Consider the following 24,346-nt stretch of genomic DNA (forward strand, 5'->3'; position numbering starts at 1 on the left):
GTTTTGGATGCGCAAAACCGGTAGCCATCTGTGCGCAACATCCGCTAACGCACCACAAAAACAGAGCAATCCGAATGGCGGATCACCCTGGCTGCATTGGGGCCTAGCAAATAGTCTTTTAAATCCGGCTTATGGGCGCCTATCACGATAAGATCGGTGCCGGCTGCCTTGGCCACCTTCAGGATCTCTTGATAGGCGGTGCCGGTGGCAACGATGTGACGGATCTTGCTATTGCGATCCTTACCCAAGACCTCTGCACAGATGGCTTCGAGCTTTTCGGTCGTCTCTTCGATCGCCTTTTCGTGGTGATGGCTTTCAAAGAAACCAGAGACCCAGCTTTCGCCAAAATCCGGCAGCACGTTGACCACATCCAACTGGGCCTTGTCGAGATCGGCCAAACGGCCAGCCTGTGCGAGAACCATCTTGTCAGTGGCGCTGTCGCTTAACTCGACCGCGCACAGAATAGATTTGCTCATGTCACTACTCCTTCTTCTTCCTTGCGGACGCGGCCGCGTTGCATCAGGGCGATCAGACCAAGTAAAACCAGCGCCGGAATAAAGATCAGCTCTTTCGGAAGCTGATCGGCAGGGGCAAGGATTTCTTTCACAAAAACAGGGCTATCACCGTAAAAGTCAAAGCTGCCAAGATCCTGTTCGGCCGGGGTGCCAAAACCAGGCGCATCCAGGTTCATCTGTGTCTCTTCTGGCAGCAGGATCAGACCTGCCTTTTCCGCCATTGCAGCCCCGTCCAGGCCATCCAGCACCTGTACAACGAGCGTCGTAGAGGCGATCTCACCAGTGTCGAAATCCGGCCCCTCGATCGTTAGGCGCAGTTCTTGTCCGGGGCTTGCCTGATCCAGTGCCTGAACCAATTCGATGGGCGCAACCTCGGTATGGGCAGGCATGAGCCGGTTCATCCAGAAATCCGGACGGAACAGCGCAAAGGCGACAAAGACCAACAACAGGCTTTCATAAAAGCGGCTGCGGGTCACGAAATAGCCCATGGTGCCTGCGGTGAAGACCAGAATGGCGATGGTGGCAGAGATGGCAACCAATATACCCTGCGTCCAGGTGACATCAATCAACAACAGATCGGTGTTGAAGATAAAGACAAAGGGCAAAGCCACTGTTCGCAAACTATAAAAGAAGGCTACAAAACCAGTTCGGATGGCATCGCCCCCGGATACAGCCGCAGCCGCAAAGCTGGCAAGCCCCACCGGTGGCGTCACATCGGCCATGATCCCAAAATAGAACACAAACAGATGCACGGCAATCAGCGGCACGATCAGGCCGGACTGGGCACCCAGTTCCACCACGACCCCCGCCATCAGCGAACTGACAACGATATAGTTGGCGGTTGTGGGCAGCCCCATGCCCAGCACAAGCGATAAGAGGCCAACGCAGATCAGAACAAAAACCAGAATAGTCCCGGTCATATCTGCGGCGCGTTCTGCCACGGTGCCCTCAAAGCTGGTGATCCCGACCATGTCAGTCAACGGGCTGATTGCATGCACGCCAAGTGCGCTCAGATAGGTGAGCCCATAGGCCATGGTTTCCACCAGATCCGCCATCACCTGTCCAACCCCGGTCAGGGTTACGGTACCGACGATGACGCCGGCCGTTGCAGTGGCAAGCGCGATGCCAATCATGTTGCGCGACCCGTCGATCAGGCCGTTCCACAGATCATGGCAACCATCAACAAAAGTCGCCATCATGTTGCTTTGGTTTCGGAAAAACGCCTTGATTGGTTTTTGCGTCAGCAGGATCACAAACAATAGTGCCGTGGCCCAAAAGGCCGAAAGTCCAGGCGATTTCTGTTCGATCATCAGAAAGTAGACAAGAACGATGATCGGCAGCATATAGTGCAGCCCGGCCTTGTAGATCTTGGAGATATCGGGCAGTTCCACCTCTTTTGCATTCGGGTCGTCCGGTTCCAGATCAGGAATGCCAGCCGCCAGCGCCACAAGGGCAAGGTAGACGGCCAGAACAACCCCGAACATCAGCAACCCCGCCACACTAGGCACCCATCTGTAGGCAGCTTCGACCGGGAACTGCGTACCATAGCAAAGCCCGGCAAAGACGGCAAAGAAACTGGCCATGCCCAGAATGGTGCGCGCCATGTGGACTTCGCGGTTGCCAATGGTTGGCATGTTCCGCTTCACCGCTTCCAGGTGCACGATATAGACCAGCGCGATATAGGAAATAGCAGCGGGCAAAAAGGCATGGGTGATCACCTCGACATAGGAAATGCCGACATATTCCACCATCAAGAAGGCCGCAGCCCCCATGACCGGTGGCATGATTTGCCCATTCACCGAAGAGGCAACCTCAACCGAGCCGGCCTGCTCGGATGAAAACCCGACCCGTTTCATCAGCGGGATGGTAAAGGTGCCGGTGGTCACCACATTGGCAATCGAAGATCCGGAAATCAGGCCGGTTGCGGCAGACCCCACAACGGCCGCCTTGGCCGGGCCACCGCGCAGGTGCCCAAGCGCGCCAAAAGCCATTTTGATGAAATAATTCCCCGCCCCGGCCTTATCAAGAAGAGCGCCGAAGAGCACGAAAAGAAACACAAATTTGGTTGAAACGCCAAGCGCGATACCAAAGACCCCTTCAGAGGTGATCCACATATGGCTCATCGCTTTTTTCAGGCTTGCGCCCTTCCAGCGGATAACTTCCGGCACCCATTCAGAGGCACCAAAGAAAACATAAGCCAGAAAAACCGTGGCAATGAGGGCCATGGCCGGCCCCAAGGCCCGGCGGGCAGCTTCAAACAGGATCAAGAGCCCCGCCAGCGCGTAGAATTTATCGATGTCATCGGCCAAGCCGCCGCTGTCGACGATCTTTTGGTAGTTCAGGAACCCATAGATAGAAACGAAGACACCCGCCGCCGCCAGCGCCCAATCTTGTACCGGAACAAAATGGTCCTCAGGGGTGGACCATTGCCGCAGATATGACAGGACGACCAAGGCGCCGGCTGCCAATCCAAAGACAATCGCGGCGATCTGCAGACCGCTGCTCCAGCCGCCCAAGAGATATTGGCCAAGGATTGCAAGGCCACTGTAGGACAAGACAAAAATGGCCGCAAAAACACCCATCGCGCTGACAATCTGTTCAAGCCGCGTGGCGATCCCGCTGCGGTTCAAATAGGTGGGCGCGACCAGAACCAGCGCCACCACAGCACCAACCCCAACAGCGGCGTTCATCGAAATGCCCGGCGCAACAGTCACCATCAAGGCGACCGTAAAAGCCCCCAGTCCCAGCACGGTGCCAAGATGTCCCAGCGAAAAGGAAATCAGGTTTCTGCTCGTTCGGCTCATGGCCGGATAGGCCATGAACCCCAGCATCAGGGCAAAGGCCAGGTGGATCAGGCGTGAATTGTTGTTAACGGCACCTGGAAGCAGGTAGTTCGCCAGAGGTGAGGCCAGAACAACTTGAAAAACGGACCAGGCAACAGCGATGACAGCCAGGGAAAGACCAACGGCTCCGACAGGGTTACGCGCACCTGCATCGGAGGAGGCGACCAGTTCCTGCAGTTCTTCTTCGCTGAGCGGTCGATTTCCCTGAACATCGGATGTCATGAATAATCTCCCATACAGACCGGCGCCGTCGTTTCAGGCGATCCCTTGGATTGCGGACCCTGTCTGTCTCTCTTTTGTTTTGGGGGCAGCCCCCTTTTAATTGGAAAGGGGCGCCAATCGCGCCCCTCCCTATGGTGTTGGATTAATTATTCAATCCAACCTTGTTCACGGTAGTACTGCGCCGCGCCATCATGCAGCGGAGCCGAGAGACCATCGGCGATCATCTCTTCAGGCTTCAGATGGGCAAAGGCAGGGTGCAGCTTGCGGAAGGCATCGAAGTTTTCAAATACCGATTTCACAACTGCATAGACCGCTTCATCCGCAACATCGGTCGAGGACACGAAGGTCGCGCCGACACCAAAGGTCTGGGTGTCTTCGTCAGAGCCACGATACATACCGCCGGGGATGGTGGCGGTGCGGTAAAAGGCATTGTCTTCAACCAGTTTGGTCACGGCATCGCCATCCACGGTCACCAGTACGGAATCACAGGCGGTTGTGGCTTCCTGGATCGAACCGGAGGGATGGCCAACGGTATAGACCATGGCATCGATCTGGTTGTCACACAGGGCGGCGGACTGTTCTGCGGCTTTCAGCTCGGTTGCGAGGGCAAAATCTTCCATGCCCCAGCCCTTGGCGTTCATCAGCACTTCCATGGTGCCGCGCTGGCCGGAACCGGGGTTACCGATGTTGACGCGCTTCCCTTTCAGGTCGTCAAAGTTGGTGATGCCGGCGTCGGCACGCGCCACAACGGTAAAGGGCTCTGGGTGGACAGAGAACACAGCGCGCAGGCCTTCAAAGGGGCCCTGCTCGGAAAACTTGGAGGTGCCGTGATAGGCGTGGTGCTGCCAATCAGACTGGGCAACGCCGAACTGCAGCTCGCCTTCGCGGATGGTGTTGATGTTGTACACCGAACCGCCAGTGGATTCGACCGCGCACTTGAAACCGTGTTCTTTGCGGTTCTTGTTGACCAGGCGGCAGATTGCACCACCAGTTGGGTAATACACGCCAGTAACACCACCGGTGCCGATGGTGATGTATTCCTGGGCCTGGACGGCAGGTGCCAGGAAGGTCGCGGCGACAACGGCGCCAATGCTCAACTTAGAATATTTCATGATGTGATCTCTCCCACGATATATTGGTCATGAAGTCTCGCCGTTCATGCGTTGGAACGACGATGGTTACGCACACTCATTTTGCCGGTCAGCCTGTAGGCCATGCCCACGACAAAGGGGTTATCTGATCGCGCTGCCCAAGCTAGCCTGTAAGAGGTCTCGCCTGTCAAGTTGTTCAAAATCAAGCAACAGGGGTGAGATGACTGTTTCCTCGCATATGACACAAGACTGCCAAATTTCCCCCAAGCCCCCCTCTCTGAGAGTCGCCGCACTGTGTCAGAATGTCGCATATGGGTGCAAGCCCGTTATGCAGTGATTCATGGTTTTCCCGGCCTCAGCAACTGTTTTTTTTAAACCTGAACATCACACTAGCCGCGAACCCAGCCACAAGCGGCCTATCGGGAAGGGCTAGATCACCTCTGCCGAAAACGTCTTGATCCATGTCAACAACGCCAACTTAACACACCCGGCAAAATACCCAAAGTGGCTGCTCCACCCCCGGTCATCGTGCAAGCATTGAACAGGCGGCGCGATTGCCGCCCCCGCGTAGATAGGATTGGTTACCCGCGCAGCAGGCGATTTAGCGGCGGCGGTCGCCGGGCACAACTGCGCATTTGTTGCCAGAGGTGCTGCCACCTAGGCAGCCTGCCAGTTTGGCTGGTCTTGCCTTGGCGGTTGTTTTCCGCGACACCTATAGGCAATTGTGCAGGGCTGTGGTGGTTTGCTCCGCGACCTTACCAACGGTTTTGCAAATCACTCGCCGTGGCGAGCCAGCCAGGAGGACCCCATGAAAGTTGACGGCACGCCATACCGATCCCTTTGGTGGAACACAGAACACCAGGCGCTGCAAATCATTGATCAACGGTGGTTGCCGCATGATTTCCAGATTGCGCAGCTCGACAGCATGTCAGATTATGTGAAGTCCATCAAAGAGATGCAGGTACGCGGCGCGCCCTTGATTGGTGCAACAGCTGCCTATGGCATGGCATTGGCCATGCGGCAAGATCCCAGCGACGCGGCGCTGGACAGTGCCTGGACCACGCTGAATGCAACTCGTCCCACCGCGATCAACCTGCGATGGGCCTTGACGCGTTGCCGCGACTTGCTGTTGCCCCTGCCCCAGGATCAGCGCGGCGCGGCGGCCCTTGCCCTGGCGCATGAGATCGCCGACGAAGACGTCGAGATCAATCGCCGTATCGGCCAGCATGGGCTGACACTGATCCGAGACATTGCTGACAGCAAAACCGACGGCAGCCCGGTGCGGATCTTGACCCATTGCAATGCTGGCTGGCTGGCCACCGTCGACTGGGGCACCGCAACCAGCCCGATGTATCAAGCCCATGATGCCGGAATCGCACTGCATGTCTGGGTGGATGAAACCCGCCCCCGGAATCAAGGCGCGCTGACCGCCTGGGAGCTGGGCAGCCATGGGATCAGCCACAGCTATATTACCGATAATGCCGGCGGCCATCTAATGCAGAATGCAGAGGTGGATCTGGTCATCGTTGGCACCGATCGCACCACCCGGCAAGGTGATGTCTGCAACAAGATTGGCACTTATCTCAAGGCCTTGGCCGCCAAAGATAACAACATCCCCTTCTATGTCGCCCTGCCCTCGCCGACCATCGACTGGAGCGTCACCGAAGGGCAGTCAGAGATCCCGATCGAGGAACGCAATGCGCGCGAGATTTCGCATGTCTGGGGCCTCGGCGCCGAGGGCAAGATAGCCGAGGCACAGGTCACTCCGCCTGGCGCGCCGGTTGCCAACCCGGCCTTTGATGTCACGCCAAATCGTCTTGTCACCGGGTTGATCACCGAACGCGGGATCTGCCCGGCCAGTGCGGCGGGACTGGCAGGCCTGTTCCCAGATCTGGCAGGCGCGGCCCCGCAATCACCACGCCGGAGCGAGGCCCGAACCAGATGACCACCGCCTATTCCGACAGCCGCCAAACCCGTCAGACCATCATTGATGCCTGCCTGCAGATGGATGCAACCGGGGTAAATCAGGGGGTGTCCGGCAACATCTCTGTGCGCCTGGATGACGGCTTTCTGATCACGCCTTCGGGGGTGGACTATGCCAAGATGCACCCCGACATGTTGGTGCGCCTGCCGCTCGACGATGGGGCCGCGATGCCGGGCCAGATGAAACCATCGTCCGAATGGCGGTTTCATCGCGATATCCTACGCGCCAAGCCTGCGGTGATGGCGGTTGTTCACGCCCATCCGGTGCATTGCACTGCCCTGGCAATGAACCACCAAAGCATCCCGGCCTGCCACTATATGGTTGCGGCCTTTGGCGGCGATGATGTGCCACTGGCAGGCTATGCCCTGTTTGGTAGCGCTGCCCTTTCTGCGCTGGTGGTTACGGCGCTGCAGGATCGCGCGGGCTGTCTGATGGCCAATCACGGTGCCGTCGTCACCGGCGATACCCTGGAACGAGCGCTCTGGCGGATGACCGAACTGGAAACCCTGGCCAAGGGCTATACCACCGCGCTGAGCATCGGCACACCCAAGGTCCTGGGAGCGCAAGAAATGGCCGAGGTAAAGCAGGCCTTTGCTGACTATGGCCTAAAGACCACATAACACCAACCGACAGCCCGGATCCTGCCGTACAATGCCTCTGCCCCCCATGGGTCCAGCCGTTCGCGACGACAGAGTAATTGGGCGATGCCTGATGGAAACGCCTGTAGTGCCCTCTGGGATTGATCAATCCTGAAATGGCCAAGACCCGAAGAAAGCATCGGTCGGAATAAGGCCAGACACCAAGCCGGAGCCTAGCGCAGCAATCCGGCAGAATATGCGAAAGGCGCCGGGTTCAAGGATCAATTGCGGTTCACGTCCGGGCCCCAGATCGGTCAGTACCGCATGGCAGTGCGGAAATTCAATCTGTGACAGGTCACAAAACGCTAGCCATGGTGCAGAAGTATTGCCAGCGAGCATCGCAAAGAAGGTTCTCAAGACAGTCAAAAGCGGACGCCGCAGAACATGAAGGAAAAGGGAATGGGGGAACTTGTGAGGAGGTTCTCAAGGGCTTGCATCAACTTAGCAACGCAAGCCCTTGAAGAATATGGTACCCAAGGCCGGACTCGAACCGGCACGCTGTCACCAGCGGGGGATTTTGAATCCCCTGCGTCTACCATTCCGCCACTTGGGCAACGGCTTGTTCCTAACTAAGCCTGCCCCCGAGGTCCAGAGAAAAATGTCAGCAGAACGCAAGAAAATCGGCAGAAAATATGCGCTTGCAGCAGGGTGATATTGACCTCTGCGCAGCCGCATGTAACCCCCTTTTCCAAAGACTAATGGGAAAGGTATTTTGGATGCTGCGCAGGCTGTATGATCGAACTATGGCCCTTGCGGATCACCCACATGCCCTGTGGTGGTTGGCGGCGGTTGCCTTTGTCGAAAGCTCGGTCTTTCCGATTCCGCCAGATGTGTTGATGATTCCGATGATCCTGGCGCGGCCCTCTCGGGCCTGGCTGATCGCCTCGGTGGCGCTGGTGGCCTCTGTTGCGGGGGGGCTGCTGGGCTATGCAATCGGTGCGATGTTCTATGAAACGATTGGCCAACCCATTCTGCAAGCCATGGGCAAAGGCGATGCAATGGAGGCTTTTAATTCCAAATTCAATGACTTTGGCTTTTGGGCGGTCCTGGGGGCTGGGGTGACGCCGTTTCCCTATAAGGTCATTACCATCATGTCGGGCTGGACCGGCATGCCGCTTGCGACCTTTATGGCGACCTCTGTGCTAGCACGCGCGCTGCGATTTTTCGCCGTTGCGGCGCTATTGCGGGTGTTTGGCGCCCCCATTCGCAGCTTCATTGAACACCGTTTAGGGCTTGTGTTCTGCGTCTTTATGGTGCTCCTCTTTGGCGGATTTATTGCCCTGAGGTATCTGTGAATGCGACGTCTTTTTCTACTGGCCGCAACTGTAGGTTCTGCCCTTATGATGTTGGGAGCGCTGGGTTTTCAGTATATCGGAGAGATGGCGCCCTGTAAGCTGTGCTATTGGCAGCGCTACCCGCATCTGGCGGCAATCGGCATTGGCGTTCTGGCGCTGATCCTGCCGATGAACGCGCTGCTCTATCTTGGGGCTGCAGCGGCGCTGACCACAGCGGGCATCGGGATCTATCACACCGGGGTGGAACGCGGTTTATGGCAAGGCCCGACGACCTGTACATCCGGGCCGATTGACGGGCTGACGCCGGAACAATTGATGCAACAGATCCTGGGAGCGCCGCTGGTGCGCTGTGATGATATACCGTGGGACCTGTTTGGCCTGTCGATGGCCAGCTGGAATGCCATTGCGTCTATCGGTTTGGCCTGTCTCTGGGTTGCAGCTGCGCGCAGCAAGTCCTGAAGGCCGCTTAGGAATCTTTCTTTGTCGCAAGCAGAAGATTGGTTTCACTGCTGACCACCCCGTCAAAGGTACGGATCTTGGCCAGCGCGGCATCCAGCGTTTCCAAGGTTTCGGTTCCCAGCTCGACGATCAAATCCCAGCGCCCGTTGGTGGTATGAATGGCGCGTACCTCCGGCAGGCCCTGAAGCTGGCGGACAATCCGGCTGGCGCCGCGCCCTTCGATGCCGATCATCATCAAGCCGCGCACCGGATCGCGCAGGACATCTTCTTTTAGAACAACGGTAAAGCCAAGAACATCGCCGCGCAGCTGCAACCGTTCAATGCGGGCGCGCACCGTCGTACGCGACAGATCCAGTTGCAATGCCAGGTCCGACAGGCTGGCCCGTGCATTATGCCGTAGCGCGGCAATAAGGCGCTCGTCCGTTTTATCCACTTTTTGCTCCGATATGGCAGTTACCCTTTCATAAAGGTCAAAATGAACAGTTTCAACCACCCCATTTCGGAGGCTTTAACAAGGCAAGCACTCTAGAGGAGAGATCAGCCATGAGCCAAAAGACCTGTATCTTGATTGGTGCCCCTGTGGACAGCGGCAAACGCAGACCCGGTTGCCTGATGGGACCAGATGCCTATCGCACCGCCGGCCTGGCAGAGGCGCTCTCGGGGCTGGGCCATCAAGTCAAGGACCTGGGCAACCTCGCGCCTGCGCCCTACCCGCCCGAGACAGACGAGAGCGGCATCTTTGCCCGCAACGAAACGATCGGCTGGACCCAGTCGCTGGCCTTGATCGCGCAGGAAACCATGTCGCAGGGGCTGCCAGTGTTTCTGGGGGGCGATCATTCCTTGTCCCTGGGATCTGTTGTCGGGGTTGCGGATTATGCCGCCTCGGTCAATCGCCCGCTCTTTGTGCTTTGGCTGGATGCGCATACGGATTTTCACACGCCCCAAAGCACCGACAGCGGCAATCTGCACGGCACCCCGGTTGGCTATTTCACTGGCCGCGATGGATTTGACGGCTTTCCTGCCGTGGCGAACCCGGTGCCAGAAGAAAATGTCTGCATGATCGGGCTACGGTCGGTTGATACGCCGGAACGACTGGCACTGGAGGCCAGCGCGATCCACCGCCATGACATGCGTGACATCGATGAAAACGGTATTGCCGGACCGCTGGCGCAGTTTCTTGCCAAGGTTGCAGCGGCAAATGGCTTGCTGCATGTCTCTTTGGATGTGGATTTCCTGGACCCGGCCGTCGCGCCTGCGGTTGGCACCACGGTGCCAGGTGGCGCAACGGTCCGCGAAGGCCATCTGGTCTGCGAAATGCTGCATGATTCCGGGTTGATGACCTCGTTGGATCTGGTGGAGTTGAACCCCTTTCTGGATGAACGGGGCCGCACGGCGCATCTGATGGTAGATCTCTGCGCCTCTGCCCTTGGTCGCCGTGTGTTTGACCGCCCAACCCGGAGCTTCAATTGAATAGCCTGCAAGCCCCCGGCGCGGTGGTGATGATCCGCCCGCATCATTTTTGCTCCAACCCGGAAACCAAGGGCGACAATGCGTTTCAGACCTCTCTGGGGGAGCCGGAAACCATCAAGCGTCAAGCCCTGCAAGAGTTTGATCGCGCAGTGGAAAGCCTCCGCGATGCCGGGGTGCGGGTGCATGTCTTTGACGATACCAGCACCAAGACCCCAGATAGTGTCTTTCCCAACAACTGGTTTTCAACCCATGCCGGCGGGCATATCGCGGTCTACCCGATGTATGCCGCCAATCGTCGGCTAGAGCGCCGCTGGGACGTGATTGAAGAGCTGAAGCGCCACTACCGGGTGCAGGATGTGATCGACTATTCTGGCCTTGAGCAAGACGATCTGGCCCTTGAGGGCACCGGCGCCATGGTTCTGGATCACATTGGCCGCATTGCTTATACGGTGAAATCCAACCGCGCCGATCCCGTGTTGCTGGAACGGTTCTGCACCCATTTCAACTATGAGCCCATGGCCTTTGAGGCACGTGATGCCCAGGGGCGTGATGTCTACCACAGCAATGTGTTGATGGGGCTTGGGACCGAATTTGCGTTGATCTGCCTTTCAATGATTTCTGATAGGCCGCGCCGCGACGAAATCGCCAATCGCCTGGCAGAAACCGGTCGTGAGGTCATTGATCTAACTGCGGATCAGATCGCAAACTTTGCGGGCAATGCCTTTGAACTTACAGGAAAAAACAGAATTCTTGCCTTGTCCAGCCGCGCCGTGGAGGCGCTGCGCCCTGAGCAGATCAACATCATAGAGCGGTCAGCCCAGCTGCTACCGCTTTCCATTCCCACTCTCGAAACCGCCGGGGGATCGGTCCGCTGCATGTTGGCCGGCGTCCACCTCAGCCCCCGTGAAAGGACCACATCATGACCACACCTTCGGATAAAGCACTTGTTCCCTTTGTCAGCGTCGACAACATGATGCGCCTGGTGCACAGCATCGGCGTCGAAACCATGCTGAAAGATCTGGCAGACTATGTCGAAGCCGATTTCAAACGCTGGGAGCTGTTTGACAAAACGCCTCGCGTGGCCAGCCATTCCGATGTGGGCGTGATCGAGCTGATGCCGACCTCCGATGGCGAAGCCTATGGCTTCAAATACGTCAACGGCCACCCCAAAAACACCAGCGAAGGCCTGCAAACGGTTACCGCCTTTGGTCTGTTGGCGGATGTCTACACCGGCTATCCCGTGCTGCTGACCGAGATGACCATGCTGACCGCACTCCGCACGGCTGCGACATCAGCTATGGTGGCTAAGCACTTGGCACCAAAGGGTGCAGATACCATGGCTATGATCGGCAATGGTGCCCAGTCCGAATTCCAGACCCTGGCGATGAAGGCAATCTGCGGGCTGAAATCAGTACGACTGTTTGACAAGGATCCAGCGGCAACCGCAAAATGTGCCCGCAATCTTGCCGCGACAGGTCTTGAGGTGGTGCAATGCGCCACGCCAGAAGAGGCCATCGAGGGGGCGCAGATCCTGACCACCTGCACCGCCGACAAACAGAACGCCACCATCCTGACCGACAACATGGTTGGCGCCGGGGTGCACATCAATGCGATCGGCGGCGATTGCCCCGGCAAGACCGAACTGGCCGCCGGGATCCTGAACCGATCAGATGTTTTTGTTGAATTCCCCCCCCAGACCCGCGTCGAAGGTGAAATCCAGCAGATGCCCGAGGATTTTCCCGTCACAGAGCTGTGGCAGGTCATCACCGGCCAGAAACAGGGCCGCCGGGATAACAAGCAGATCACCCTGTTTGACAGTGTTGGCTTTGCCATCGAGGATTTCAGCGCCCTGCGCTATATCCGCGACCATATCAAGGGAACCGATTTCTTCCTTGATCTGGACATGTTGGCCGACCCGGATGACCCACGCGACCTGTTTGGCATGTTGCAACGCTCAAAAGGGTAACGCCGCTTGGCGGGCCTGCGCCGTCTCGGGCAGGCCTGCAACTGGGAAAATCGTTATAAAACAGCACCTTCAGGCGTCAAGCTCGGTATCCCAATAGAGAAAATCCATCCAACTGTCGTGCAGATGGTTGGGTGGGAATTTCCGGCCAGTGTTGCGCAGTTCTTCCGCACCGGGCCGTCTGGGTGGTTTGCGCAGGGACATGCCCAGATGATGCAGCGATTTGGAGCCCTTCTTCAGATTGCAGGGCGAACAGGCCGCCACAACATTTTCCCAGCTGGTGATCCCACCTGCGGCCCGTGGCACCACGTGGTCAAAGGTCAGATCCCCGCGTGCGCCGCAGTATTGGCAGCAAAATTCATCCCGCAAGAATAAATTAAAGCGCGTGAAGGCCACGCGCTTTTGAGGTTTGACATAGTCTTTCAGCACCACAACAGAGGGAATTCTGATCACCGTACTGGGACTGTGCACAACCTCGTTATATTCGGCTAAAATATCCACCCGGTCCAGCCAGGCAGCCTTGACCGCATCCTGCCAGCTCCAGAGTGAGAGCGGATAATAGGACAATGGCCGGTAATCAGCATTCAACACCAAGGCCGGATGCTGGCGTAAGGCGCTAGGGTTCCTTACAAAATCAGTTCTGAAATCGCCATCCATGATGCTACGTCTTCCTCGCCCTGTCTGCCATTCTGGCACCAGAGCGGGGAACCCGCCCCAGCATATCTATAACTATATATCGTGGTCTGCATCTGACAAGCCCTGGCTGACCACAAGATTTCGCCCGTCGGTGCCCTGACGTCTACCTGCGCCGCGTAACGGAACCATGACACAACCTAACGGCACATGCAGGGGCAAGCGTCGGGGTACGGGCTTGCCAGCGCCGCCGCCACTGCCTATTGCAGCGCCATGACCCGCCTTATTCGCTTCAATAAACCCTTTGATGTCTTGCCGCAGTTCACCGATGCCGGCAGCACAGACAGCCCACGCACTACCCTGAGCGCCTTTATCGATTGCCCCGGTGTCTATGCCGCGGGGCGGTTGGATCGCGATAGCGAAGGCTTGATGTTGCTGACCGATAGCGGCCCGCTGCAGGCCTGGATCAGCGATCCACAACACAAGATGCCCAAAACCTATTGGGTGCAGGTCGAAGGTGAGATAGACGATACGGCGCTTGCCGCACTGGCACAGGGGGTGGCGCTGAAAGATGGCGTGACCCGTCCGGCCAAGGCGCAGAAGATGGCAGAGCCTGCCCAGCTATGGGCCCGCACGCCGCCGATCCGCGCGCGAAAATCCATCCCAACAAGTTGGCTGTCGTTGACCCTGCAAGAGGGAAAAAACCGTCAGGTGCGACGGATGACAGCAGCGGTTGGCTTTCCCACGCTGCGGCTCATCCGATATAGTATCGGTGCCTGGAGCCTGGATGGTTTGGCGCAGGCGCAGTGGCAAGATCTGGAAGTTCCCAGGATCCCCCCACGTGCCAAGCCCTCGCAATTGCCCAAGCGCCAGACCAAAGACACCACAGCAAAAAGCGGAAAAACACCAGGTACGCAACGCCATCCCGACAAAGCCCATCGGAAGAAAGCAGCCAGACCTGTGCACAAACGCAAACGGTAGCAGGCGGCGCGCGGTACGGGATAGACGCTGCAGGAAACGCGGTGCCACCCGGCACCCTGTCTCCTGCAACCAGTTTTTATAACCCCAGCTTGTCGCGCATAAAGGCGAGCGCGACGCTCAACCCGTCGGGGGCGATGCCGTGCGCCGTGCCCTTCATGATATGGGCAAAGACATCTTTGAAACCCGCCTCATCCAGGGCTTCTGCCGCCTCTGGCAGCGATTGCGGCGGCACCACATCATCGGCATCCCCGTGAACCAGCATGACAGGCATCCGGCTGACGACCTCATCCTTCAGTGTCTCTGGGTGAAGCAGACGTCCCGAAAAGGCGACGATGCCCGCGACCGCGTCTTCTCGGCGGGGGGCCACATGCAGGCTCATCATCGTACCCTGCGAGAAACCAAACAGCACCACCTGCTCTGGCAGCACGTCTTCATCCACCATCAGCGCGTCCAGAAAAGCATTGAGATCCTCGACAGAGGCATTCATGCCGCGCATGGCCTCCTCTTCGGAAGAGCCATCAATCCAGGGGATCGGAAACCACTGATACCCCATGGGCGCGCCAGGGCAGTTTTCCGGCGCATCCGGTGCTACAAACAATGTATCGGGCAGATGTTCACCCAAGGGATCTGCCAGCCCCAGCAGATCGGCACCATTGGCGCCGTAGCCGTGCAAAAACACCACGATCGACCGGGTCACCCCGGAGAGCGGCTCTCTGCGCTCAGCTTTCAGTACACGAGTCATCGGATCCCTTCCCTGTCCTTTGCCACATGGTAATAGGCCCACAAGATGCGCGCCGCAACCGACCGCCAGGGTGACCAGGCTTCGGCCAGCTGTTTTAGTTGCCGCTCTTTGGGGCGTTCGGGCAGATCAAACAGCGCCCTTGCAGATTCCTGCAGGGCCAGATCGCCCGGCGCAAAGACATCCGCGCGCCCCAGGGAAAACATGGCGTAGATCTCGGCGGTCCAGACCCCAATGCCCGTCACGCGGGTCAGGGTGGTGACAACCTGTTCTGTCGGCAGGTCGCGCAGCGCGCGATAGTCAATCGCTTCCTCGGCCAAAGCTTTGGCATAGCGTATTTTTTGGCGGCTGAGTCCCGCCCCGCGCAGGGCGTCTTCCGGCGCCGAGCGGATTGCAGACTCGGTGGTTAGCCGGGCCTCAACAAGCCGTTGCCAAATGGCATTTGCCGAGGCTACGCTGACCTGTTGGCTGATAACGGCGCTGAGCAGTTCGCCAAAGCCATCCGGCCTGCGCCGCAGCGGCAATGGTCCGCAACTGGCCAGTGCCCGCGCAAAGCGCGGATCCTGATCGGCCAGCCAGGCGGCGCCCTCGGCCACACAGGTATCACTGCAAATGATCCGGCCCGCAGCGGGCGCGCAGTCAACAACAATGGATGTCACGTCAATAGCCCTCTCTGGTGGTACAACCACGACATTGTACCAATGCACAGCTTGCCGCTTGTTCCGCCCAATTTTGAAGGCTACGCATCCCACATGACAATGAACATCACCACCCCCACAGGCGACCAGGTCGCCAAGAAAAACGTTGCCATCCTGGTACTGGCCCAGGCGATCCTCGGCTCTCAGATGCCGATGATCTTTATTATAGGCGGGCTGGCTGGCCAATCTCTGGCTTCGAACCCCTGTTTTGCCACCCTGCCGATTTCTCTTATTGTGGCCGGGTCGATGATGGCGGCAACCCCGATTTCAGCCATTATGCAGCGCTGGGGGAGGCGTGCCGGATTTTTCACCGGGGCCGCCTTTGGCGCCTTGGGCGGCGTGATCGGGGCCTACGGGCTTTATCTGGGGTCATTCCCGGTGTTCCTTCTGGGCAGCCTGCTGACCGGCGTCTACATGAGCGCGCATGGCTTCTACCGGTTTGCCGCTGCCGACACCGCATCTGAATCCTTTCGCCCAAAGGCGATTTCCTATGTCATGGCCGGCGGGTTGCTTTCGGCGATTATTGGGCCGCAAATTGTCAAAGCCACCAGCCAGGTCTTTGTTATTCCATTCCTTGGCACCTATATGGCGGTGATTGCAGTGAATGTGATCGGCTCTGGCTTGTTCTTGTTCCTGGACATTCCGAAACCGCCTGCACCGCGCGCCGATGTGCCAAAAGGGCGCAGCCGTCTGGAGCTGTTGAAAACCCCCACCATTGCTGTCGCTGTAATCTGCGCCATGGTTTCTTATGCGCTGATGAACCTGGTGATGACCTCGACACCGCTGGCGGTGGTTGGCTGCGGCTTCACCGAGAGCACCGCAGCGGATGTGGTGACCTCGCATGTCTTGGCGATGTATGTACCATCGTTCTTCACCGGCCACCTGATTGCGCGATTTGGTGTGCACAAGGTCGTTGCCGTAGGTCTGCTGACCCTAACGGCAGCGGGTGTTGTTGCCTTGCAAGGCGTTGAATTGGAAAATTTCTTTGTTGCGCTCGTGCTTTTGGGGCTGGGGTGGAACTTTGGCTTTATCGGCGCCACGACCATGTTGGCCGGTGCCCATGACGCATCAGAACGCGGCCGCATGCAGGGGTTGAATGACCTTTTGGTCTTTGGTGGTGTCACCATGGCTTCTCTGGCCTCGGGCGGCTTGATGAATTGCTCGGGCGGCAATCCGGTTGAGGGCTGGAATGCCGTCAATATGGCAATGGCGCCCTTCTTGGTGCTGGCAGGTGGCGCTTTGCTCTGGTTGGCGCTGCGTCCCAAAACCGCCTAATGCGAGGATGGTACTGACCAAAGAAAAAGGCGCCCAAAGTGGCGCCTTTTTTAATTATATCAGACCTCTACCGGGGGATATTGACCTACCAGCGCTGCCGACTGCTGCGCCAGATCAGGCCCGCGCGGCGACGAAATTCGCTTTGCCCCAGGCTGCCCTCGGCCACCCGTTCCGGCGCCTTCAGAACCTGGCGCAAAAGGCCCCGCGCCTGCCAACCTGACAACAGCGCGCTGCCTGCCTCGCGAGAGATCTTGTCGCGATCCAGTTGCGCCTGTTCAATCTGATCCAAGGCCTTTTGCGCCAGGCGGCGCAGCCCATCAGGGGTGCCATCCAGCAGCGGAATGCGCTTGTGCTGCACCAGTTCCGGGATGGCGAGCAACCAGTTGGACACCCCAACACCATAGGCAAACCTGCGCACCGTTGCCTCATCCGCCGGGCCAAGCGACGCCGCTGCCATCCACATCAAGCCACCCGTGGTTGCATCGATATATCGGTCAAATTCACCCTCATCCTCAAAGGGTTCGCGGTAGATATCCCAGCGGCGCGCCTCGGCCATTTCCTCGATATGCGCGGCAAGATGGTGTGGCAACAGCCGCCCCAGCGGGGTTGCAACAAAATGCCGCCGCACCGGTCCGCCCTGGGCAATTTCGCTGCCAATATCGCGCCACCACTGCACCCGCATTTCCGAAATCATGCTTTCCTGGCTGGCCCAGGGGGCGCGCGCCAGTTCTATGTTGAAAGCGTAGAGCGCAAAAAGCACTGGCCGCGCCGCAACCGGAGCCGCCATGGTCGCCAGAAAGCGATCAGGATCTCCCTGTTGCACCAGTTCGGCGCACCGGGTGACATCATCATCAAAGGCTGCCTTATCGCTCACCTGAAAACCCTTCAATTGCGACCATGCTGCCCGGCGCTACGCCCAAAAGGGCCCCAGGCCAGCTGTCGGCCTATGCAGTATCGCCGGTATCGCGGATCAGTTTCCAGCGCATCGCATCGAGCAGCGCGTCGAATGAGGCGTCAATTATATTGGCGCTGACGCCCACAGTGGACCAGCGCCGTCCTTTGCCATCTTCGCTGTCGATGATAACGCGGGTAACGGCCTCTGTGCCGCCCTGGGTGATGCGCACTTTGAAATCCACCAGCCGCATGTCATTGATAATGCTGGAATAGCGCCCAAGGTCCTTGGCCAGAGCCTTGGCCAAGGCGTTCACCGGGCCGCGATCATTGCCAGTTTCATCCATGGATTCGCTGACCGAAAGACGCTTTTCGCCATCCACCTTGATCACCACAACGGCCTCGGAAAGGCTGATCATGCGGTTATACTTGTTTTTGCGCCGCTCCACCGTGACTTTGTAGCGCTTTACCTCAAAGAATTCTGGCGCTTGACCAAGTTCTGCCCGTGCCAGCATTTCAAAAGAGGCCTGCGCCGTATCATAAGAATAGCCCTCGGCCTCGCGCTCTTTGATCCGTTCCAGAATGCGGGCCAGGGCCGGATCGCCCTTTTCAACCTGCAGCCCGGCATCCTGCAGGCGTTTGCGCAGGTTTGACTGGCCGGCCTGGTTGGACATCGGGATGATGCGGGCATTTCCGACCAGCGCGGGTTCAACATGTTCATAGGTACTTGGATCCTTCAGGATCGCACTGGCATGCAGACCGGCTTTATGCGCAAAGGCAGAGGCTCCGACATAGGGTGCCTGTTTCTGCGGCACCCGGTTCAGGATCTCATCCAGCATCCGGCTCAGCTTTGTCAGGCCTGCCAGCGCATCACGGCTGACCCCGATGTCAAACTGACTGGCATAGGGCTCTTTCAACAGCAGAGTTGGGATCAAGCTGGTCAGGTTGGCATTGCCGCAGCGCTCTCCCAACCCGTTGAGAGTACCCTGCACCTGCCGCGCACCAGCTTCCACCGCAGCCAGCGAACAGGCCACCGCATTTTCGGTGTCGTTATGGGTGTGGATCCCCAGCCGATCCCCCGGAATGCCAGCGGCGATCACCTCGGCGACGATGCGGTGCACCTCGCTGGGCATTACGCCACCGTTGGTATCGCATAGCACCACCCAACGTGCCCCGGCCTCTAGCGCGGCTTGGCAGGCTGACAGGGCATAGGCCGGGTTCGCCTTGTACCCATCAAAGAAGTGTTCCGCATCATACAGCGCTTCGCGGCCCTGCGCCGTGATATGCGCAACGGATGCCCGGATGTTTTCAAGGTTTTCCTCCAGGGTAATGCCAAGCGCCGCCGTCACGTGATAATCATGCGCCTTGCCCACCAGACAGACAGCCGGGGTGTTGGCATTCATAACTGCGGCCAGAACGTCGTCATTTTCTGCCGAGCGCCCTGCCCGTTTGGTCATACCAAAGGCCGTCATGGTGGCGCGGGTTTTTGGGGCCGCATCAAAAAAGGCGCTGTCGGTGGGGTTGGCCCCCGGCCAGCCGCCTTCGATGTAATCAATCCCAAGGTCATCAAGCGCCTGAGTGATCTGCATCTTTTCTGCGGTCGAGAACTGCACCCCCTGGGTTTGCTGCCCATCCCGCAGGGTGGTGTCGTAAAGGTAGAGCCGGGATTTTTGCATCACAGCCCCTCCAGTTTGGCGGGGTCGAAATCGGGGCTAAGTTCCCAGGACGCAGGCTTGTCCTTTCGGTCGTGTAGTATAACCCCGGCATTTGCCAGCATATCCCGGAGCCGATCGGCAGTGGCCCAGTCTTTTCGCAGTTTGGCTTCGTGGCGCGATAAAACAATTGGACCAACAAGTTCCTCTCCCGACATTGCCATATTTTCTTTTGGCATCCCCCACCAAGTCTCAATAGAGTTAAGGTCGAATCCCAGAAACGCCAACGATGCTTTCAGGCGCCCCGCATCTCCGCTCTTTTTAAGCTCACGAAGTCGCGTTATCGCTTTAGATGTATTTAGGTCATCAGAAATTGCCGCGATCACCTCGTCGTCAACTACAGTTGATTTTGCCTCAAACGTCAGTGACTTAAAGTCAGACAGAGTAGCCTCGGCCTCTTTTGCCTTTTTTTCTGTCCAGTCCATCGGTTTGCGATAATGCGTGGACAAAAACACAAAGCGGATCACTTCGCCCGGAATACCCTGATCAAGCAGATCACGTACGGTAAAGAAATTGCCCAGCGATTTGGACATCTTCTTGCCCTCGACCTGCAACATCTCGTTATGCAGCCAATAGCGGGCAAAGCTGTCATCGCCATTGGCGCAGCAGCTTTGTGCGATTTCATTCTCATGGTGCGGGAACATCAGGTCATTGCCGCCACCGTGAATATCAAAGCTTGGCCCCAGCAGATCCTGCGCCATGGCAGAGCATTCGATATGCCAGCCAGGCCGCCCGCGTCCCCAGGGGCTGTCCCAGCCGGGCAACTCATCCGTCGAGGGCTTCCACAGGACAAAATCCATCGGGTTTTTCTTATAGGGCGCCACTTCGACCCGCGCGCCGGCGATCATGTCATCAACTGATCGGCCCGACAGTGCGCCATAGTGCTCTTTCCAGCTGTCTACCGCAAAGAGCACATGGCCGTCGGCCGCATAGGCATGGCCCTTGGCTATCAGATCCTCGATCATGGCAATCATCTGCGGGATGAACTGCGTCGCGCGGGGCATGTGATCAGGCTCTAACGCGCCCAAACTGCCCATATCAGCCAGATACCAGCCGATGGTTTCTTCGGTGCGTTGCTGCACCAGATCTTCCAGGCTACCTGCGGCGCCGGCCTGTTGTCGCGCTAGGGCGGTGGCGTTGATCTTGTCATCCACATCGGTGAAATTGCGCACATAGGTCACATGCGACGCGCCGTAGACCTGGCGCAACAGCCGGTAGAGCACATCAAACACCACCACCGGACGGGCGTTGCCCAGATGTGCCCGGTCGTAGACGGTGGGACCACAGAGATACAGGCGCACATTGGTGTCATCAATCGGGGTGAATTCCGATTTCTTGCGGGTCTTGGTGTTGTGCAGATTGATCGTCGTCATGACAGCTCCTTGGCGGGTGCGGATATGCAGGCACGCAATGCGGGCTTAGCAACTTGTCAAGGTGAAGAAAACGACAGAAACCAGCCCGCTGAGGATTTCAGCAGGGAATGCAACAAATAATGCGGGTGCAGGTCTGGTTCATGGTCAAGCGCTTAGCATGGCTGACGCGCGCCGCCAAGGCTGATATCGGCTGGCGAGATTACAAATCGACAGGTTTCAAAACCGAAAGGCCGCGCCAACAGCAATCCGTGTCGGGGCCTGGCGGCTGGTCTGGTTGCTGCTCTGCGCCGTGTTGCTGCCGCCGTGATGCAACAGCTCGCCGGTCAATTGCAGCGCCCGGTTCAGCGACACCCGCACCCCGATCCCCAAGGTTTCGGTCTCGGCCTGCGCATGGCCCTGCGTCTGTTCATGGCCAAGGGTCACATAACCCAGGCTGCCGCCAAAATCATATCCGGCGCGCAGCTGAACGCTGTCGCTCTGCGATGGGGTTGCCAGGCCGGGGTAATGCCCGGGATAGGCACCGCTGGTGCCCCGCCGATAGGTGCCGCCCAGCACCACGGCGCCATAATCCCGGTCGGTCGAGAATGTCAGCCGCGTCTCGCTATCCTGCAATGCGCCATAGGGGTCCGCGGACGCGGCTGCTGCATTGGAAACAAAGGAGGTCTGGCTCCAATCGGCCGCAGCCAGCGGGCAGGCATAGGTCAGAGCCGCAATCGCACCGAACAATAGCCAGGGGGTGACGGCATTTTGGATCTTCTTAGCAGCTGGCATGATTTCTTGCCCTATTTCAGCGCCATTCAAACGCGACGTTATCTACCCGGCTATTTTGGCTGAAATTCCTTAAAGAGCGGTTCAATTTTGCGAGGGAAACCGCGCGAAACCTGCCTGGACTAGACATGAGGACGCACAGGCAAGCCCACGGAAAATATTCATAAAAATATATTTTCTCTGCGCGCTGCAAAGATCTGTGCCGCCCCCATCATGGGTGAAAATATTTCATAAAATTTCACATGGGTCGCAAACGCGCTAGAATCAGCGGGCAAAAATACCAAGGCTAAAGAGGTGTCAAAAAGGATCAGCGATGTCAGCGGAACGCAGTCAAATTAGCCTGGTGGGGCGCACGATTGGGGCCGCCAGAGGCCTTGCTGCACGCGGTAGGCCCGGGGTGGAGCAGTCGAGACTACCCTAATTATGCATATGTTTTTGCCGCAAGGATCCGCCCCATGATCGACCATTCCGCCGTCTCCAGCGCCGTCCCCTTCGTTAAAGCCGCCCGAAGTGGTGGCCGCACTGCCCGTCGTACTGCCCGCGCCAATGCCCTGCCCGACCATCTACGCCCTATCTGGCCTGGTCTGGAAGGCGGCGTTCTAAAACCCCTGACCACAGAGGGTATGGAGCGCATCCACCGCGCTGCCCTGGATGCGCTGGAACAGATCGGCCTTGCCGATGCGCCGCCCAGTGGTGTGAAATACCTGACAGAGGCGGGCTGTATTCAGGGCGCAGATGGCAGGATCCGTTTCCCCCGCGCACTGGTTGAAGACATGCTGGCGGTGGCCAACCGGTCGCTCACTCTGTTTAGCCGCGATGGCAAGCATGATCTCGAACTTTCGGGCAATCGGGTGCACTATGGCACTGCCGGGGCGGCAGTGCATATGGTGGATGTTGCGGGCCGCACCTACCGTGAGTCCACGGTGCAGGACCTGCATGATGCCTCTCGCATCTGCAACGTATTGGATAATATACATTTTGTGCAACGCCCTATGGTTTGTCGCGATATCCCCGACAACCTTGAGATGGACCTGAATTCGATCTATGCCACCACGTCTGGCACCACCAAACATATCGGCACATCCTTCAGCGAGCCCGGCTTTGTCGCCCCGGCGATAGAGCTGTTGCATATGATTGCGGGCGGAGAAGAAAACTGGCGCGCGCGGCCTTTTGTTTCCAACTCCAACTGCTTTGTGGTGCCACCGATGAAATTTGCCACCGAAAGCTGTCAGGTGATGGAGGAATGCATCAAGCATGGCATGCCGGTGCTGCTCTTGTCGGCAGGCATGGCGGGGGCGACGGCACCGTCCACGATTGCCGGCGCGATCACTCAGGCGGTGGCCGAATGCCTGGCGGGGTTGGTCTATGTCAACGCGGTCAAACCCGGTGCGCCTGCCATCTTTGGCACCTGGCCCTTTGGCCTGGATCTACGCAGCGGGGCGATGACCGGCGGCTCTGGCGAGCAGGCCTTGCTGACCGCAGGCTGTGCGCAGATGCACAAATTTTATGGCCTTCCCGGTGGCGCGGCAGCCGGAATTTCCGATTCAAAACTGCCCGATATGCAGGCCGGATGGGAACAGATGTGTTCCAATGTGATGGCCGGTCTATCTGGGTTGAACATGGTCTATGAGGCCGCTGGTATGCATGCCTCATTGTTGGGTTTTTGCCATGAATCCCTGATCTTGGGCGACGATCTCATTGGTCAGGCGCTACGCTGTGTCCGCGGGATAGAGGTCACGGACGAGACACTCGCCCTGGATCAGATGGCCGAGGTCTGCCTGAATGGCCCGGGGCATTATCTGGGCACCAGCCAGACGCTGGGGCGCATGCAGGCCGATTTCGTCTACCCTGCCTTGGGCGACCGCACCTCTCCCAAGGAATGGGCGGAACTCGGCAAGCCAGATCTACTGCAGAAGGCAACCGCGCGCAAAGAACAGATCCTGTCAGAGAGATCCAGCGCTTGCTTTGATGCAGAGCTGGATCAAGAGATCCGGGCCCGGTTCAAGATCCATTTGCCAAGCTAAGGTAAGCAGCCGGGTGGCTAGCGCGCTTTCAACAGCTGGCGCCAGTATTCCAGCCACTGTGCAAACGACAGCCCCCCGGCCTGCTTGGCCCGCATATAGCGCAATTCATGCCGCCGCAATTCGGGCGAGACGCTGGCGCTCACCTGGCCGGCATGTACACGGTTCACCACCAATGTGTCTGGTGAAATCACCGGATCGCCCAGCTGATCCCAAAGCCGCTGATACAGGTCGACATCCATCAGCCAGATCAGCTCTTCGTCGAAATAGGCCAGATCCCCGCGCCGCATCGCCAGGACCGAAGGGCTGGAAACCGTATTTTTGCCAAACATCAGCTTTGGCGTCAGTCGCGGCACCATCGGGCGTTCAACCGCCCCGCCGTTACGGCTGACCCCTGATCCGCAAAGCTGCCATTTCGCCCCCTTTTCAAAGGATTGCGCGACGGTCTTCATTGCGTCAACACCGTTCAAATAGTCATCCTGAAACAGGATCTTAACGATCTCACCGCTGGCATGGCGCATGGCATTGTTCACATTGGCCGAGGCCTGCCGCTTGCCATCCCGGTTCCAGATATGACGAATGGACAGCCGATCAGAGAACCCAGCACAGATCTCTGCCACGGCTTCGTCATCGGATTGATCCGAGACCACCACCTCAAAATCAGCAAAGGTCTGCGTGGTGAGAATATCAAAGCTTTGCGCCAGGAACCCTGCGCCCTTTCCGCCCATGGCATAGGCCGGAATGCAAAGGCTGATGTGGGGCATCTGTTAGTCTT

Annotated in this window: 22 protein-coding genes and 1 tRNA gene; 10 read left to right on the forward strand and 13 right to left on the reverse strand. The window is 58.2% G+C overall.

Annotated elements, in window-relative coordinates; genetic code table 11:
• Positions 1 to 44: 44 nt before the first annotated feature.
• The 3 genes from ACN0VH_RS02350 to ACN0VH_RS02360 all read right to left on the reverse strand — a co-directional run bounded on the left by ACN0VH_RS02350 (position 45) and on the right by ACN0VH_RS02360 (position 4,692).
• Positions 45 to 476 (reverse strand): universal stress protein, encoded by a 432-nt coding sequence (locus tag ACN0VH_RS02350; protein ID WP_278921665.1) that lies wholly within the window; start codon positions 474 to 476, stop codon positions 45 to 47.
• The gene (locus ACN0VH_RS02355) at positions 473 to 3,580 is read right to left on the reverse strand and encodes a TRAP transporter permease (RefSeq protein ID WP_417699375.1); all 3,108 of its coding nucleotides are present in this window, start codon (positions 3,578 to 3,580) and stop codon (positions 473 to 475) included. The genes ACN0VH_RS02350 and ACN0VH_RS02355 overlap by 4 nt, the downstream gene beginning before the upstream one ends.
• Before the next feature lie 146 nt (positions 3,581 to 3,726).
• The gene (locus tag ACN0VH_RS02360) at positions 3,727 to 4,692 is read right to left on the reverse strand and encodes a TAXI family TRAP transporter solute-binding subunit (RefSeq protein ID WP_278921667.1); all 966 of its coding nucleotides are present in this window, start codon (positions 4,690 to 4,692) and stop codon (positions 3,727 to 3,729) included.
• Between the two features lie 787 nt (positions 4,693 to 5,479).
• Here ACN0VH_RS02360 and mtnA point away from each other — a divergent pair.
• Positions 5,480 to 6,616 (forward strand): S-methyl-5-thioribose-1-phosphate isomerase, encoded by a 1,137-nt coding sequence (gene mtnA, locus ACN0VH_RS02365; protein ID WP_417699377.1) that lies wholly within the window; start codon positions 5,480 to 5,482, stop codon positions 6,614 to 6,616.
• Positions 6,613 to 7,275: a class II aldolase/adducin family protein gene (locus tag ACN0VH_RS02370; protein ID WP_278921669.1), complete on the forward strand. Its 663-nt coding sequence runs from the start codon at positions 6,613 to 6,615 to the stop codon at positions 7,273 to 7,275. The genes mtnA and ACN0VH_RS02370 overlap by 4 nt, the downstream gene beginning before the upstream one ends.
• A 485-nt stretch (positions 7,276 to 7,760) precedes the next feature.
• On the opposite strand, the gene ACN0VH_RS02375 is transcribed toward ACN0VH_RS02370, so the two are convergent.
• Positions 7,761 to 7,846 (reverse strand) — tRNA-Leu (locus ACN0VH_RS02375).
• 163 nt (positions 7,847 to 8,009) lie between these two features.
• Between ACN0VH_RS02375 and ACN0VH_RS02380 the strand changes: the two genes are divergently transcribed.
• Both ACN0VH_RS02380 and ACN0VH_RS02385 read left to right on the forward strand, forming a co-directional pair.
• Positions 8,010 to 8,588: a YqaA family protein gene (locus ACN0VH_RS02380; protein ID WP_278921949.1), complete on the forward strand. Its 579-nt coding sequence runs from the start codon at positions 8,010 to 8,012 to the stop codon at positions 8,586 to 8,588.
• Positions 8,589 to 9,047 carry a disulfide bond formation protein B gene (locus ACN0VH_RS02385; RefSeq protein WP_278921670.1) on the forward strand — a complete coding sequence of 153 codons (459 nt, stop codon included), beginning with the start codon at positions 8,589 to 8,591 and terminating at the stop codon, positions 9,045 to 9,047.
• Between the two features lie 7 nt (positions 9,048 to 9,054).
• Here ACN0VH_RS02385 and ACN0VH_RS02390 read toward each other — a convergent pair whose 3' ends face one another.
• The gene (locus ACN0VH_RS02390; protein WP_027240242.1) at positions 9,055 to 9,480 is read right to left on the reverse strand and encodes an Lrp/AsnC family transcriptional regulator; all 426 of its coding nucleotides are present in this window, start codon (positions 9,478 to 9,480) and stop codon (positions 9,055 to 9,057) included.
• 110 nt (positions 9,481 to 9,590) lie between these two features.
• Between ACN0VH_RS02390 and rocF the strand changes: the two genes are divergently transcribed.
• The 3 genes from rocF to ocd are packed head-to-tail and all read left to right on the forward strand — an operon-like array spanning position 9,591 to position 12,483.
• Positions 9,591 to 10,517, forward strand: coding sequence for an arginase (gene rocF, locus ACN0VH_RS02395; protein ID WP_278921671.1), 927 nt, complete (start codon positions 9,591 to 9,593; stop codon positions 10,515 to 10,517).
• Positions 10,514 to 11,440, forward strand: coding sequence for a citrulline utilization hydrolase CtlX (ctlX, locus tag ACN0VH_RS02400; RefSeq protein WP_278921672.1), 927 nt, complete (start codon positions 10,514 to 10,516; stop codon positions 11,438 to 11,440). Before rocF ends, ctlX begins: the two co-directional genes overlap by 4 nt.
• Complete coding sequence (gene ocd / locus ACN0VH_RS02405; RefSeq protein ID WP_417699379.1) at positions 11,437 to 12,483, forward strand: ornithine cyclodeaminase; 1,047 nt, start codon at positions 11,437 to 11,439, stop codon at positions 12,481 to 12,483. Before ctlX ends, ocd begins: the two co-directional genes overlap by 4 nt.
• Positions 12,484 to 12,552: 69 nt before the next feature.
• Here ocd and ACN0VH_RS02410 read toward each other — a convergent pair whose 3' ends face one another.
• The gene (locus ACN0VH_RS02410; protein ID WP_278921674.1) at positions 12,553 to 13,137 is read right to left on the reverse strand and encodes an HNH endonuclease; all 585 of its coding nucleotides are present in this window, start codon (positions 13,135 to 13,137) and stop codon (positions 12,553 to 12,555) included.
• 249 nt (positions 13,138 to 13,386) lie between these two features.
• Here ACN0VH_RS02410 and ACN0VH_RS02415 point away from each other — a divergent pair, with 249 nt between their 5' ends.
• Complete coding sequence (locus ACN0VH_RS02415; RefSeq protein WP_278921950.1) at positions 13,387 to 14,094, forward strand: pseudouridine synthase; 708 nt, start codon at positions 13,387 to 13,389, stop codon at positions 14,092 to 14,094.
• A gap of 76 nt (positions 14,095 to 14,170) precedes the next feature.
• Here ACN0VH_RS02415 and ACN0VH_RS02420 read toward each other — a convergent pair whose 3' ends face one another.
• Both ACN0VH_RS02420 and ACN0VH_RS02425 read right to left on the reverse strand, forming a co-directional pair.
• Positions 14,171 to 14,836, reverse strand: a complete 666-nt coding sequence (locus ACN0VH_RS02420) for an alpha/beta hydrolase (RefSeq protein WP_278921675.1) — start codon at positions 14,834 to 14,836, stop codon at positions 14,171 to 14,173.
• Positions 14,833 to 15,492 carry a DNA-3-methyladenine glycosylase family protein gene (locus tag ACN0VH_RS02425; protein ID WP_417699380.1) on the reverse strand — a complete coding sequence of 220 codons (660 nt, stop codon included), beginning with the start codon at positions 15,490 to 15,492 and terminating at the stop codon, positions 14,833 to 14,835. Before ACN0VH_RS02425 ends, ACN0VH_RS02420 begins: the two co-directional genes overlap by 4 nt.
• 93 nt (positions 15,493 to 15,585) lie before the next feature.
• Here ACN0VH_RS02425 and ACN0VH_RS02430 point away from each other — a divergent pair, with 93 nt between their 5' ends.
• Positions 15,586 to 16,806 carry an MFS transporter gene (locus ACN0VH_RS02430; RefSeq protein WP_417699381.1) on the forward strand — a complete coding sequence of 407 codons (1,221 nt, stop codon included), beginning with the start codon at positions 15,586 to 15,588 and terminating at the stop codon, positions 16,804 to 16,806.
• 85 nt (positions 16,807 to 16,891) lie between these two features.
• Here ACN0VH_RS02430 and ACN0VH_RS02435 read toward each other — a convergent pair whose 3' ends face one another.
• The 4 genes from ACN0VH_RS02435 to ACN0VH_RS02450 all read right to left on the reverse strand — a co-directional run bounded on the left by ACN0VH_RS02435 (position 16,892) and on the right by ACN0VH_RS02450 (position 21,553).
• A complete protein-coding gene (locus tag ACN0VH_RS02435) occupies positions 16,892 to 17,680 on the reverse strand; it encodes a squalene/phytoene synthase family protein (RefSeq protein ID WP_278921678.1) in 789 nt (262 codons plus the stop codon).
• Positions 17,681 to 17,750: 70 nt separating this feature from the next.
• Positions 17,751 to 19,373, reverse strand: coding sequence for a citramalate synthase (gene cimA, locus ACN0VH_RS02440; RefSeq protein WP_278921679.1), 1,623 nt, complete (start codon positions 19,371 to 19,373; stop codon positions 17,751 to 17,753).
• Positions 19,373 to 20,782 (reverse strand): cysteine--tRNA ligase, encoded by a 1,410-nt coding sequence (gene cysS / locus ACN0VH_RS02445; protein ID WP_278921680.1) that lies wholly within the window; start codon positions 20,780 to 20,782, stop codon positions 19,373 to 19,375. Before cysS ends, cimA begins: the two co-directional genes overlap by 1 nt.
• A 216-nt stretch (positions 20,783 to 20,998) precedes the next feature.
• Positions 20,999 to 21,553 (reverse strand): hypothetical protein, encoded by a 555-nt coding sequence (locus ACN0VH_RS02450; RefSeq protein WP_417699383.1) that lies wholly within the window; start codon positions 21,551 to 21,553, stop codon positions 20,999 to 21,001.
• Between the two features lie 452 nt (positions 21,554 to 22,005).
• Here ACN0VH_RS02450 and ACN0VH_RS02455 point away from each other — a divergent pair, with 452 nt between their 5' ends.
• The gene (locus ACN0VH_RS02455) at positions 22,006 to 23,574 is read left to right on the forward strand and encodes a trimethylamine methyltransferase family protein (protein WP_417699384.1); all 1,569 of its coding nucleotides are present in this window, start codon (positions 22,006 to 22,008) and stop codon (positions 23,572 to 23,574) included.
• A 17-nt stretch (positions 23,575 to 23,591) separates the two neighbouring features.
• Here ACN0VH_RS02455 and ACN0VH_RS02460 read toward each other — a convergent pair whose 3' ends face one another.
• The gene (locus ACN0VH_RS02460) at positions 23,592 to 24,335 is read right to left on the reverse strand and encodes a glycosyltransferase family 2 protein (RefSeq protein ID WP_417699385.1); all 744 of its coding nucleotides are present in this window, start codon (positions 24,333 to 24,335) and stop codon (positions 23,592 to 23,594) included.
• Positions 24,336 to 24,346: the final 11 nt, after the last annotated feature.

It is taken from the genome of Pseudophaeobacter sp., from assembly GCF_048267565.1.
Classification (GTDB): Bacteria; Pseudomonadota; Alphaproteobacteria; order Rhodobacterales; family Rhodobacteraceae; genus Pseudophaeobacter; species Pseudophaeobacter profundi.

Coding starts and splice junctions, on each gene's coding strand:
- ACN0VH_RS02350 (WP_278921665.1), bottom strand. CDS start 476: ATGAGCAAATCTATTCTGTGCGCGGTCGAGTTAAGCGACAGCGCCACT.
- ACN0VH_RS02355 (WP_417699375.1), bottom strand. CDS start 3,580: ATGACATCCGATGTTCAGGGAAATCGACCGCTCAGCGAAGAAGAACTG.
- ACN0VH_RS02360 (WP_278921667.1), bottom strand. CDS start 4,692: ATGAAATATTCTAAGTTGAGCATTGGCGCCGTTGTCGCCGCGACCTTC.
- mtnA (WP_417699377.1), top strand. CDS start 5,480: ATGAAAGTTGACGGCACGCCATACCGATCCCTTTGGTGGAACACAGAA.
- ACN0VH_RS02370 (WP_278921669.1), top strand. CDS start 6,613: ATGACCACCGCCTATTCCGACAGCCGCCAAACCCGTCAGACCATCATT.
- ACN0VH_RS02380 (WP_278921949.1), top strand. CDS start 8,010: ATGCTGCGCAGGCTGTATGATCGAACTATGGCCCTTGCGGATCACCCA.
- ACN0VH_RS02385 (WP_278921670.1), top strand. CDS start 8,589: ATGCGACGTCTTTTTCTACTGGCCGCAACTGTAGGTTCTGCCCTTATG.
- rocF (WP_278921671.1), top strand. CDS start 9,591: ATGAGCCAAAAGACCTGTATCTTGATTGGTGCCCCTGTGGACAGCGGC.
- ocd (WP_417699379.1), top strand. CDS start 11,437: ATGACCACACCTTCGGATAAAGCACTTGTTCCCTTTGTCAGCGTCGAC.
- ACN0VH_RS02410 (WP_278921674.1), bottom strand. CDS start 13,137: ATGGATGGCGATTTCAGAACTGATTTTGTAAGGAACCCTAGCGCCTTA.
- ACN0VH_RS02415 (WP_278921950.1), top strand. CDS start 13,387: ATGACCCGCCTTATTCGCTTCAATAAACCCTTTGATGTCTTGCCGCAG.
- ACN0VH_RS02420 (WP_278921675.1), bottom strand. CDS start 14,836: ATGACTCGTGTACTGAAAGCTGAGCGCAGAGAGCCGCTCTCCGGGGTG.
- ACN0VH_RS02430 (WP_417699381.1), top strand. CDS start 15,586: ATGACAATGAACATCACCACCCCCACAGGCGACCAGGTCGCCAAGAAA.
- cimA (WP_278921679.1), bottom strand. CDS start 19,373: ATGCAAAAATCCCGGCTCTACCTTTACGACACCACCCTGCGGGATGGG.
- cysS (WP_278921680.1), bottom strand. CDS start 20,782: ATGACGACGATCAATCTGCACAACACCAAGACCCGCAAGAAATCGGAA.
- ACN0VH_RS02450 (WP_417699383.1), bottom strand. CDS start 21,553: ATGCCAGCTGCTAAGAAGATCCAAAATGCCGTCACCCCCTGGCTATTG.
- ACN0VH_RS02455 (WP_417699384.1), top strand. CDS start 22,006: ATGATCGACCATTCCGCCGTCTCCAGCGCCGTCCCCTTCGTTAAAGCC.
- ACN0VH_RS02460 (WP_417699385.1), bottom strand. CDS start 24,335: ATGCCCCACATCAGCCTTTGCATTCCGGCCTATGCCATGGGCGGAAAG.